General features: G+C 54.0%; 8 protein-coding genes and 1 pseudogene. 7 read left to right on the top strand and 2 right to left on the bottom strand.

What is annotated here, in order from left to right:
- The first annotated feature begins 5 nt into the window (after positions 1 to 5).
- From queA to yajC, 3 genes are all read left to right on the top strand, one after another.
- The gene (queA, locus tag KNO58_RS07480) at positions 6 to 1049 is read left to right on the top strand and encodes a tRNA preQ1(34) S-adenosylmethionine ribosyltransferase-isomerase QueA (protein ID WP_214752889.1); all 1044 of its coding nucleotides are present in this window, start codon (positions 6 to 8) and stop codon (positions 1047 to 1049) included.
- A complete protein-coding gene (gene tgt, locus KNO58_RS07485) occupies positions 1046 to 2191 on the top strand; it encodes a tRNA guanosine(34) transglycosylase Tgt (protein WP_131433563.1) in 1146 nt (381 codons plus the stop codon). The genes queA and tgt overlap by 4 nt, the downstream gene beginning before the upstream one ends.
- 83 nt (positions 2192 to 2274) lie before the next feature.
- Positions 2275 to 2553: a preprotein translocase subunit YajC gene (gene yajC, locus KNO58_RS07490; RefSeq protein WP_021066898.1), complete on the top strand. Its 279-nt coding sequence runs from the start codon at positions 2275 to 2277 to the stop codon at positions 2551 to 2553.
- A 25-nt stretch (positions 2554 to 2578) separates the two neighbouring features.
- Here yajC and KNO58_RS07495 read toward each other — a convergent pair whose 3' ends face one another.
- Positions 2579 to 3733 (bottom strand): NAD(P)-binding domain-containing protein, encoded by a 1155-nt coding sequence (locus KNO58_RS07495; RefSeq protein WP_214752721.1) that lies wholly within the window; start codon positions 3731 to 3733, stop codon positions 2579 to 2581.
- Between the two features lie 177 nt (positions 3734 to 3910).
- Between KNO58_RS07495 and KNO58_RS07500 the strand changes: the two genes are divergently transcribed.
- A complete protein-coding gene (locus KNO58_RS07500) occupies positions 3911 to 5671 on the top strand; it encodes a methyl-accepting chemotaxis protein (RefSeq protein WP_214752724.1) in 1761 nt (586 codons plus the stop codon).
- 39 nt (positions 5672 to 5710) lie between these two features.
- On the opposite strand, the gene zupT is transcribed toward KNO58_RS07500, so the two are convergent.
- Positions 5711 to 6565, bottom strand: a complete 855-nt coding sequence (gene zupT, locus KNO58_RS07505) for a zinc transporter ZupT (RefSeq protein WP_021066900.1) — start codon at positions 6563 to 6565, stop codon at positions 5711 to 5713.
- A 220-nt stretch (positions 6566 to 6785) separates the two neighbouring features.
- Between zupT and secD the strand changes: the two are divergent.
- From secD to KNO58_RS07525, 3 genes and pseudogenes are all read left to right on the top strand, one after another.
- Positions 6786 to 9000, top strand: a pseudogene (gene secD, locus KNO58_RS15490) (protein translocase subunit SecD).
- Between the two features lie 101 nt (positions 9001 to 9101).
- Positions 9102 to 11393, top strand: coding sequence for a single-stranded-DNA-specific exonuclease RecJ (recJ, locus tag KNO58_RS07520; protein WP_214752731.1), 2292 nt, complete (start codon positions 9102 to 9104; stop codon positions 11391 to 11393).
- Position 11394: 1 nt separating this feature from the next.
- Positions 11395 to 11913, top strand: a complete 519-nt coding sequence (locus KNO58_RS07525; protein WP_021066904.1) for an adenine phosphoribosyltransferase — start codon at positions 11395 to 11397, stop codon at positions 11911 to 11913.
- The last annotated feature ends 152 nt before the right edge of the window (positions 11914 to 12065 follow it).

Genomic DNA, 12065 nt, shown 5'->3' on the forward strand with positions numbered 1-12065 from the left:
TTCAATTGAACGTAAACGATTATGATTTTGACTTACCGGAAGAACTGATTGCCCAAGTACCGCTCCTCGATCGGACGAGCTCACGACTGCTCGTCCTCGACCGCGACACGGGCGATATCGAGCATCGTCACTTCCGCGACGTGCTCGACTATTTGCAGGCAGGAGACGCCCTCGTCGTCAACGACTCGCGCGTGCTCCCGGCCCGCCTGTTCGGGGCGAAGCGAGAGACGGGCGGGAAAGTCGAACTGCTCTTACTCAAACAGACGGAAGATGATGTTTGGGAAGCACTCGTCAAACCGGCGAAGAAAGTCCGCGTCGGCGCCATCGTCGAGTTCGGCAACGGATTGCTCCGGGCCGAATGCGTCGAAGAGCTGCCGGAAGGGGGACGCCGCTTCAAGTTCGATTACGACGGGATTTTCTATGAGATTTTAGATGAGCTCGGCACGATGCCGCTCCCGCCATACATCCGTGAACAGCTAGACGACCAAGACCGTTATCAGACGGTGTACGCCCGTGAACGCGGGAGTGCGGCCGCACCGACGGCAGGTCTTCACTTCACGGAAGAACTGCTCGCAGCGGCAGAGGCGAAAGGCGTCAAGTTGATTCCGCTCACGCTTCATGTCGGGCTCGGTACGTTCCGTCCCGTCACGGCGGATACGATTGAAGAACACACGATGCACAGTGAGTATTTCGAGTTGTCGGCCGCTTCGGCCGAGGCACTCCGCGACGTCCGTGCAAACGGCGGCCGCGTCTTCGCGGTCGGGACGACATCGACCCGGACGCTCGAGACGATTGTGCGTGACCATGGGGATTTCGTCGAGTCATCGGGCTGGACGGACATCTTTATTTACCCAGGCGTCGCGTTGAAGGCGATTGATGGACTGATCACGAACTTCCATCTGCCGAAGTCGACACTCGTCATGCTCGTCTCGGCGTTCGCGTCGCGCGACATCATCTTGAACGCGTACCGCACGGCGGTACAAGAACGTTACCGCTTCTTCAGCTTTGGAGACGCGATGCTCATCACGAGGAAGGAAGAGAACAAATGACCAAACACGCAGTCACATACGAACACATCCACACATGTAAACAGACGGGAGCGCGGCATGGAATCGTCCACACGCCGCACGGCTCTTTCGAGACGCCAGTCTTCATGCCGGTCGGCACGCAGGCGACCGTCAAGACGATGGGCCCGGAACAAGTCAAGGCGATGGGGGCGAACATCATCCTGTCGAACACGTACCACCTTTGGATTCGTCCAGGACACGAAGTCGTCAAACAAGCCGGCGGCCTTCATAAGTTCATGAACTGGGACGGCGCGATTTTGACGGACTCGGGCGGCTTCCAAGTCTTCTCGCTCGCCGACCTGCGCAACATCCAAGAAGAAGGCGTCCATTTCCGCAACCACTTGAACGGCGACAAATTGTTCTTGTCACCGGAGAAAGCGATGGAGATTCAAAACGCGCTCGGTTCGGATATTATGATGGCGTTCGACGAGTGCCCGCCGTTCCCGGCGACACATGAATACATGAAGAAATCGGTCGAGCGGACGAGCCGTTGGGCAGAGCGTTGCCTCGCGGCACACGAGCGTCCACAGGATCAGGCGTTGTTCGGCATCATCCAAGGCGGCGAGTACGAAGATCTCCGTCGTCAAAGTGCGGCCGACCTCGTCTCGCTTGATTTCCCAGGTTACGCCGTCGGTGGATTATCGGTCGGCGAACCGAAAGACGTCATGTACCGCGCGCTCGAGTTCACGACGCCGTTCATGCCGGAGAACAAGCCGCGCTACTTGATGGGCGTCGGTTCACCGGATGCGTTGATTGAAGGCTCGATTCGCGGCATCGACATGTTCGACTGCGTCTTGCCGACCCGAATCGCCCGCAACGGGACGCTCATGACATCGAAAGGCCGCGTCACGATCAAACATGCGAAACATAAGACGGATTTCGGCCCAATCGACGAGAAGTGCGACTGCTACACGTGTAAGAACTATTCACGCGCGTACGTCCATCACTTGATTCGTGCCGACGAGATGTTCGGGCTTCACCTCTGCTCGACACACAACCTGCACTTCCTCGTGAACTTGATGAGTCAAGTACGTCAAGCCATCCGCGAAGACCGTCTCTTGGACTTCAAGGAAGAGTTTTTCGAAGAATATGGGTATAACAAACCAAACGCCAAGAATTTCTAATTGTTCTGACAGCGATTATGTGACAACGTTTCAGTTTCACGGTATAATGAACCTGATATTGAAGGAAAGGGTGAATTTTACGCATGGAAACTCTCGTAGCACTATTACCGATGATCCTTATTTTCGTCGTGTTCTACTTCTTGTTGATCCGTCCGCAGACGAAACGTCAGAAGGAAGTACAATCGATGCAAAACGCGCTTGAGCGTGGGGATCACGTCGTAACAATCGGCGGCCTTCACGGCGTCGTCCACCAAATCGAAGACACACAAGTCACATTGAAATGTGACCAGTCACTCCTCAAATTCAATCGCAGTGCGATTGCTGAAGTGACGAAAAAAGGCAACTCGTCATTCGCCGAGTAACCAAACAACGCCTGACCATCACTGGTCAGGCGTATTTTTGTGCAGCAAATAGTTGGGGGATAATCCGCCGTGCCGCTTCTTGTCCGCCATAGATGGCGCGGGCGAACGGTCCGACGACTAAATCGGCATAGGCTCCGGTCATGTAAAAGTTGTCGGTCCAAGCAAGGGTCTCGTCGAGGACGGGCGTACCGCATGGGGTGAGAGGCAAGTCGAGCTGCTCGAGGAGCGGTCGCAAAAACGACTGTCTCGTGTCGAGCGGTCGAATGCCCGTACAGCAGACAATCTCCGACGACGGTAGAGCGCGTCCATCGACATATAGCTGGTCGTCACGACGGACCGCATCGCCAATGACGTGATCAATCACGCCTTGACGGATGAGTCGTTTCACTTTGAGGACGAGATCGTTCGGGGACGTCCCAGGTCGACGCTCAGCTTTGACGAAGGAGCGTTTCTCGACCCAATCGTCTTCGAGTTGATGGAAGGCCCGTAAGCCTTTCGGTCCCATGAAGCTACGGTCGGCGTCGAACTGGCTCACCTCGAGCGGTCGTTTCGTGACGAGCGTGACGTGATGTCCTTGTTGGTGCCGAGACAAGACGTAATGGAGCGCCGTAATGCCGCCACCGACGATCGTCACTTCATGTTGTTCATGAGGTTGATCAGGCGAGAAGACATGTCGGCATCCCGGAAGTCCGGCCCAGTCCGGAAGATGGACGGTGTTCGATTGTCCCGTCGCGACGATCACCACGTCGGCCGTGATCCGCCGATTTGTCGTCTCGATTACGTAGACGTCATCGAATCGAGACACTCGTTCGACGGGTTCGTTCCCGACGAAACGGGACGGTAGCTGCCAGTCATCGATCGTCTGGTCGCAGTGGTCGTTAAACAGGGCGAGCGACGGGCGTCCGAACGTGTCTTTAAAGTGATGGGAGCCGTAATCGTAATTGGCGGCAAACTGTTTCAGCGCGTGCGGGTTGGACGAAAGATGATGGACTCGCGTCGAACGTAAATGCGACATCGAGATACGGCCGGTTTGTGTCTTCCAATTGCGGAGCGGCGAGTCGTTCGCGTCGATGATCATCAAATCGTCGAGTGCCCCACCTTGTTCTAAGTAGGATACGGCGAGCGTCATGCCATGAATGCCGCCACCGATAATCAAAATCCGTGTATGTGAAGAAATCATTGGGTCACCTCATAAATAGTAATCGTTACGATTTGTATCATAGCGGAAATGACAGCTTTTTGTCAAACTGTGTCAATACGACGAATCATCCACCTTATTTCTAAAAATCAAATTGAATCGTGAAAACGTTTGCATTATCGTCAAGTTGAGAAGAATCGGAAAGAAGGAGAAGAAGACATGGATGTGAAACGATTGCTACGCCCGCTTAAAAAATTGAAGGTTCGACGTCGTCCTGTGAGAGTGAAAGGCCGGTCGTCGATGCGGCGTAAAATGGCGACCGCGCTCGTACCGACGTTGATTGCCTTATTGATGGTCGGTGCGCTCGGCTCGTATCAATTACAGAATGCGACGTCCGAGTACGACCGGGTATTGAACGAACGTGTGCAGGACATGCTCGTCGCCGAGGATTTGGCGTTGACCGTGACGGATGCCGAACGCTATTTGAACTACTATCTGCTCGTCTCGAACCCGAAGACGCTCATCAGCCTCGAAGCGGCGCAGACGAAACGCGACGAGTTGATGAACAAGCTCGAACAGTCGTCGTCCGATTCGAAAGTCCTCGCCTGGATTGGCGACCTCGAGAAGTTCAATCAACATCTCGACACAGAAATGGCACGCGTCATCGATCTTCGTCAACAACAAGATGAAATCGGCTATAAAACGGTACTCAATACGAGCGTGACGCCGACGACGGACCGCGTCCGGATGACGGTGACCGATCTCGTCACGTATCAAGGCGAGGCGCTCGCTGCTGAGTCGGAAGCGGTCCAAGCGAGTGCCGGGCAGTCAATCATTTGGATGATCGTCATTAGTATCATCGGTGTCGCCATCGGTCTATTCTCGCTTCTCGCGCTCCAAAAGCTGTTCTTGAAGCCGATCAATCGACTCGTGAGCGAAGCGCGCGTCGTCGCTGAAGGCGATTTGACTGGGAGCGATATCGAGGTCGGCTCGAACGATGAGCTCGGTGACCTCGTCACGGCGTTCAACGATATGAAACGCAATCTCGTCGGCCTGATTCGTCAAGTCGGGGCGGCCTCGGACAAAGTGACGGCCTACTCGGAAGAACTGTATGCGAGCACGGACCACGTCGCCACGACGACGCAAGGTGTGGCCGGCTTGTTCGAACAGATGAACCTTGCCGCCCAAGTGTCGGCGAAACGGGCCGAGGAAGGGACGTCCGGCGTCAATCAAGCCGTCGTCGGCTTGAACCAAATCGCCTCTGCCTCGCAAGGTGTGAACGAGCAGACGATTCATACACTCGAAGCGGCGAGTGGGGGACTCGAAACGATTCAGTTGGCCGAACAGCAGATGCGGGAAATTCAACAAGCGAACGACTTGACGCAACAGATGGTCGAGCGCTTATCGAATCAATCGCTCGAGATTGAGAAAATCACGCGTTCCATCACGGCCATCACGGAACAGACGAACTTGCTCGCCTTGAACGCGGCGATTGAAGCGGCCCGAGCCGGAGAACACGGCAAAGGATTTGCCGTCGTTGCAGCCGAGGTCAGAAAACTCGCCGAAGAGTCGAAACAGTCAGCGAAACAAATTCAAGCGGTCGTCGTCGATATTCAGCGCGACACGTCGGAAGTCGAGGCGGCGTTCGATGTCACGAGTCAGCATGTGACGAGCGGCGTGACCCAAATGGGCGAAGTCGCCGGTGCGTTCCGTGAAATCGTCACCGTCATCCAAGAGACGTCTCGTCAAATGAGTGAGATTGCGGCAGCGACGGAAGAAGTAAGTGCGAATACGACCGAAGTCGCGGTCTCGGTCGAAGATATGTCGACGAATGCTGTCTCGACGCAACGAAGTGTCGAAGAGGCGGGCGCGAACGTCGAAGAGCAACTCGCCGCGATTCAAGAAATCAACGGCATCGCCGAGACGATGAGCCATATGTCGGTCGAGTTGAAAGATCTCGTACATCTCTTCAAAGCATAAAAATAGCGTCCCCTCGATTGTCGAGGAGACGCTATTTCATTACATTAACAAAATCAGGCTGGCTGCCATGACCATCATACCGGCGACCATGCCGTACACTGCATGGTGGGCCCGTCCGTATTCGCGGGCGGCTGGGAGCAATTCATCGAGCGAGATGAACACCATGATGCCACCGACGGCCGCGAAGATGATTCCGAACACCGTGTCGCTTAAGAACGGCATCAACAACAGGAAACCAACGGCCGCGCCAAGCGGTTCGGCGAGTCCGGATAAGAAGGACAGTTTCAGCGCCTTCTTCCGAGAGCCGGTCGCGTAGTAAATCGGGACCGAGACGGCAATCCCTTCTGGAATGTTGTGCAGTGCGATGGCGATGGCGATCGCTAAACCGACGGCCGGGTCATCGAGGGCCGAGATGAACGTAGCCAAACCTTCCGGGAAGTTGTGAATCGTGATGGCGAGTGCCATGAAGATTCCCATTTTATGAAGCCGCTGTTTCGTCTCATGATTCAACGGGACGCGTTCGGTCGCCGTCGTCGCGAGTTCTTGGGACGACGGGTCGTTTTGCATCGTCTCGACGAATTTGACTTCATGCGGGTTCTCAGGAGACGGGATGAACTTGTCAATCAAGGCGATTAACAACATACCGCCAAAGAACGCGAGGACTGTATAGAGTGTCCCGGTCTGCTCGCCATGGGCGCCGACGAGTTCATCGAGCGCTTTTGGGAAAATCTCGATAAAGGATACGTAAATCATGACCCCGCCTGAGAAGCCAAGGGACACCGACAAGAAGGCTGTGTTAGTCCGTTTGGCGAAGAAGGCGATCATACTTCCGATCCCCGTCGCGAGTCCAGCGAACAACGTCAGTAAAAAGGCATAGATAATCGTGCTATCCATTGGAAAGGACTCCTTTACGTGTAGTGTGTAAGTTGATAATCACATCATAGCTCAAGTTTTGCCCTAACGCAACATTTAGTCGTATACGCAAAAAAACGTGGGAAATCAACGCTCCCGTGTTACAATTTTAGGAAAACGATTGATAAATGTTTAGAATATTTGTAATGTTAACGAGAGAAGTTTTTTTACGAGAACATGTGTTTAGAAAGGAATTTGTCGTATGTACAAAAAAGGGAATATCGCGATCTTTGCGGTCATCATGATTGCAACGATCCTACTCGCCGTCTTGACGACACCTTGGGTCGTGAAGAACACGAACCTCGGCCTTGACCTCAAAGGCGGGTTTGAAGTACTTTACGAAGTCCAGCCGCTTGAAGACGGCGATGTCATCGATCAATCTGCGATGAATGCAACCGTTCGCGCCATCAACAACCGGGTCAACGTGCTCGGTGTGTCTGAACCGGACATCCGGATTGAGGACAGCAACCGAATCCGCGTTCAACTCGCGGGTGTTTCGAACCAAAACGATGCCCGCGAAGTGCTCTCGTCGACGGCACAACTCACGTTCCGTGACATCGACGACAACGTCCTCCTCGACGGGAAGGACTTGGCGCCGCGTGGTGCCTCGATCAGCTACGATCAGCAAGGGAACCCGGTCGTCGAATTGACGCTTCAGTCGGCAGAACAGTTCGGTGAAGTGACGTCTGAGATCGCACAGCGTCCGGCACCGGAAAACCGTCTCGTCATCTGGCTCGATTATGAGGAAGGTGACACGTACGAAGAAGAGATTCAAAAAGAGAACTCGAAAATCGTCTCGGACGCTTCGGTCAACGGACCGATTCTTTCAGATAAAGCCATCATCTCAGGTGGAGATATCGATGCCGAGAGCGGTCAACGTTTAGCCGATATCTTGAACGCCGGGGCACTCCCGGTCAAACTTGAAGAGATTTACTCGACGTCGGTCTCGGCCCAGTTCGGTCAAGACGCGCTTGAGAAGACCGTATTCGCGTCGGTCATCGGTGTCATCGCCATCTTCTTGTTCATGTTGTTCTTCTATCGTTTACCCGGTCTCGTCTCAATCATCACACTCATTTTGTATATCAACTTGATTATGTTGTTCTTTAACGGCATTAACGCCGTCTTGACGTTGCCAGGGATTGCCGGTCTCGTCCTCGGAATCGGTATGGCGGTCGATGCGAACATCATCACGGCCGAGCGGATTAAAGACGAGCTTCGCTCAGGGAAGTCGGTCCTATCGGCGTTCCGTGCCGGTAACCGTCGCTCGCTCAGTACGATTATCGATGCCAACTTGACGACGCTCATCTCGGCAGCGGTCTTGTTCTATTTCGGAACGAGTTCCGTCAAAGGGTTCGCGCTCATGCTCATGATTTCGATCGCGATGACATTCATCTCGAACGTCTTCATCTCGCGTTATTTGATGCACCTCCTCGTCGCAAGTCGTCTGTTCGACAAGCGTAAAGGCTGGTTTGGTGTGAAGGAGAGTGAAATCCGTGAACTTTAAGCTCACTGAATTAAACTATATTAAACCGATGCGCACGATGTTCCTCATCTCGTGTGCCGTCGTCATCATCGGTCTCGGTATCTTGTTCTTCCGCGGGTTGAACCTCGGCATCGACTTTGCGTCTGGAACGCGGGTCGAAGTCCAGACCGAGTCGCAAGTGTCACAAGACGAGTTAGCGGCTGCCTTCACCGAGGCGGGCGTGGATGAAGACATCTCTTCTGTCCAATACGCAGAAGGCGGGACGCTCGCGAACGTGACCTTCGTCGGGCAGCTTACCCAAGAAGAAGTCGCATCGGTGAAGACCGTGTTCACGGAGACGTTCGGGAACGACCCGAACATCAGCACCGTCTCAGCCGAGGTTGGGCGAGACATCGCCCGTAACGCGATTTACGCCGTCGCGCTCGCATCGCTCGGGATTATCTTGTATATCACGTTCCGCTTCCAATTTTCTTACGGTGTCGCCACCGTGGTCGCCATGCTCCACGATGCGTTCTTCATGCTCGTGGCGTTCTCGATTTTTGGCATCGAGGTCAACTTGTACTTCGTCGCCGCCATCTTGACGATTATCGGGTATTCGGTCAACGATACAATCGTGACGTTCGACCGGGTACGCGAGAACATTCAAGCGTATGAGAAAGAACGGAAAATCAAGACGATGGACGAGTATCGTATGCTTGTGAACAAAGCGATTCAAGAGACGATCGTCCGGTCGATCAACACGGTCGTCACTGTATTGTTCACCGTCATCGCTTTGTACATCTTCGGCGCCGAATCGATTCGCGGCTTCTCGCTCGCGCTTCTCGTCGGCCTCATCATGGGAATGTACTCGTCGATCTTCATCGCCTCATACCTTTGGTTGCTTATCAAAGGCATGTCGCTCAACAAAAAGAAATCAGCTGCCCCAGAGGCGTAATCACTGGTCTCCCGAATCAATCGGGGGACCTTTTTGAATGTCAAGACGGCACTTCACTCGCTCGTTCTGATATAATCTACAATTGATTGGAGTGAGGCATTATGTATCATGCGAAGAAACGTTGGGTGTATCCAGAGACGGATACAGCGGCGGTTGAACAGTTACAGACAGAACTAAATATATCGGAGCAACTCGCGACGCTCCTCACGCAACGGGGGCACCGCGACGTCGAGGCGGCCAAGGCGTTTTTATACGTCGAGGATGAATTGACGTTCCATGACCCGTTTTTATTTGAACAGATGCCAAAAGTCGTCGAACGTTTGAAACAGGCGGCCGACGAAGGTGAGATGGTATTGATTTATGGTGACTATGACGTCGACGGTGTCAGTGCCTCGGCCGTCATGTGGCACGCCTTGACCGAGATTGGCGTCATGGCGGAATGTTATATCCCGAACCGGTTCACCGAAGGGTATGGACCGAACAAAGAGGCGTTCAGCTGGGCCGCTGGTGAAGGGTTCACCCTAATCATCACGGTCGACTGCGGCATCTCAGGGATTGAAGAGGCGGCGCTCTTGAAAGAGCTCGGTGTCGACTTGATTATCACCGACCACCATGAACCGAAAGAGACGTTACCGGACGCGTTCGCCATCATCCATCCCCATATCGACCCGTCGTATCCGTACGATAAACTCGCCGGGGCAGGCGTCGCCCTCAAAGTGGCCCACGCCGTGCTGGACCGGATGCCGGATGAGCTGCTCGACTTGGCCGTCCTCGGCACGATCGCCGACCTCGTCCCGCTCGACGGGGAGAACCGTCTGCTCGCCAAACTCGGACTCAAGGCGCTCGACGATTCGAAGCGTCCAGGGATTTTGGCGCTCCGTGAAGTGTGCGCGCTCACGGACGGGACACTGAACGAGGAGTCGGTCGGGTTTGCCTTCGGACCGCGTATCAATGCCGCCGGTCGTCTCGATTCGGCGATGCCGGCGCTCCAGATGCTGCTCGCCGAAAGCGTTGAGGAAGCACTCGAACTGGCCCAGAAGCTCGATAAACAGAACAAAGAGCGTCAAGACATCGTCAAGACGATTGCCAAAGAAGCGACGGAACTCGTCGAAGCCTCGATGACGGACGACCGCGTCCTCGTCGTCGCCAGTGAACGCTGGAATCCAGGCGTCGTCGGAATTGTCGCCTCACGGCTCGTCGAGGCGTATTATCGTCCGGTCATCCTGTTATGCCATGATCCGAAGACAGGGAAGGCGAAAGGGTCGGGCCGCTCGATTGACGGTTTCGACTTGTTCAAAGAACTATCGAAGAATGAAGACATCTTGCCGCATTTCGGTGGCCATCCGGCCGCAGCCGGGATGACGCTTCAATCGGAGAACGTGGCCGAACTGCGCCGCCGTCTGAACGAACAAGCCGAGTCGATTCCGGATGAGACGTTCGTCGCCCGCGTCAACGTCGACTTGAAGCTCAACGTGAACGATGTGTCGCTCGATTTGATCTCAGAAATCGGCAAGCTCGCCCCGTTCGGGATGGGCAATCCATCACCGCGTGTCGTCGTGGCAGATGCGAGACTGCGCGACATCCGTCAAATCGGACGCGACAACACCCATTTGAAAGTCCAGCTCGCCGGGGACAAACGGGAACTCGATGGCATCGGCTTCGGTTTCGGTCATGTCGTCTCCGAGATTTCGAAGATGGCCCACGTCTCGGTCATGGGCAGTTTGCAAGTGAACGAATGGAACGGGATGCGCAAGCCACAGCTCATGATTCAAGACATCCGTGTCGACGGGTTCCAAGTGTTCGATTATCGGGGCAAGAAAAACTCGCTCGACGAATTGAAACAGCTGCCGGGCGACACGACGTCGTTCATCTCGTTCCAAGGGCGAGACGACTTCCCGCTCCACGACCTCGATACGCCGCTCAAGCCGTTCGTCGTCTTGCTCGATTTGCCGGACGAGGAAGACGTATTGGCAGACTTGTTGACCGAGGACGTTGAGCGCGTCTACTGTGCGTTCGGACAAGGCGGCTCGTTCTTCGAGAAGTTGCCGACACGGGAAGATTTCCGAACATACTACGTCCATATGGCGACGTGCGAACGGAAAAACCTGCGCGAAAACTTGATTCGATTGTCAATCGAGCGAAAATGGTCAAAAAATACGATTCAATTTATGCATCAAGTATTCTCTGAACTCGAATTTCTTGTTACAATGGAAGACGGACTGCCTGGAGTGAATCCAGAAGCGCCGAAACGCGATTTGACCGAAGCGCCGTGTTACAAGCGCCGGGTCGGACGAGTCCAACTCGAGGAGCGTTTCATTTATGCGTCGTTGGCAGAACTGAAAGAGCGGTTACAATCATTGCGATCGAACAAGATGCAGGAGGCTTACACATAAAATGGATTTCAAACAGCATATTAAAGAAGTAGCGGATTACCCGAAAGAAGGAATCAGCTTCAAAGACATCACGTCACTCATGCAAGACGGCCCAGCTTACAAAAAAGCGGTAGACGAACTCATCGCTTACGCACAGGAGCGCGGTGCTGAACTCATCGCCGGTCCGGAAGCACGTGGATTCGTCGTCGGTTGCCCGGCAGCGTACGCACTTGAACTCGGGTTCGTCCCGGTCCGTAAAGAAGGCAAGTTGCCACGTGAGACGGTTCGCGTCGCATACGGCCTTGAATACGGTACAGACATTTTGACGATGCACAAAGATTCAATCAAACCGGGCCAACAAGTCGTCATCTTGGATGACTTGCTCGCAACAGGTGGCACGATTGAAGCGACAATCAAAATGATTGAACAACTCGGCGGCGTTGTCGCGGGGATCGGATTCTTAATCGAACTTGATGGACTTGGTGGACGTGAGCGTCTCGAAGGGTACGACGTGTTCTCACTCATCCGTTACGAAGATTGACCTAGACGGGAAGCGATTAGCTTCCCGTTTTTGAATAGTTTTTGAGGAAAATAACCCACAACCTTTGACAGGTCGTCAGATTTTTTCGATAATAGTAAATAAAATTAGAACATATTCTGTACGTTAACTACTACCATGCTGCGACGAGTCCA

Source organism: Exiguobacterium sp. J17977, assembly GCF_018616375.1.
In the GTDB taxonomy this organism is placed as follows: domain Bacteria; phylum Bacillota; class Bacilli; order Exiguobacteriales; family Exiguobacteriaceae; genus Exiguobacterium; species Exiguobacterium mexicanum.

Coding starts and splice junctions, on each gene's coding strand:
- yajC (WP_021066898.1), top strand. CDS start 2,275: ATGGAAACTCTCGTAGCACTATTACCGATGATCCTTATTTTCGTCGTG.
- zupT (WP_021066900.1), bottom strand. CDS start 6,565: ATGGATAGCACGATTATCTATGCCTTTTTACTGACGTTGTTCGCTGGA.
- KNO58_RS07500 (WP_214752724.1), top strand. CDS start 3,911: ATGGATGTGAAACGATTGCTACGCCCGCTTAAAAAATTGAAGGTTCGA.
- KNO58_RS07525 (WP_021066904.1), top strand. CDS start 11,395: ATGGATTTCAAACAGCATATTAAAGAAGTAGCGGATTACCCGAAAGAA.
- KNO58_RS07495 (WP_214752721.1), bottom strand. CDS start 3,733: ATGATTTCTTCACATACACGGATTTTGATTATCGGTGGCGGCATTCAT.
- tgt (WP_131433563.1), top strand. CDS start 1,046: ATGACCAAACACGCAGTCACATACGAACACATCCACACATGTAAACAG.
- recJ (WP_214752731.1), top strand. CDS start 9,102: ATGTATCATGCGAAGAAACGTTGGGTGTATCCAGAGACGGATACAGCG.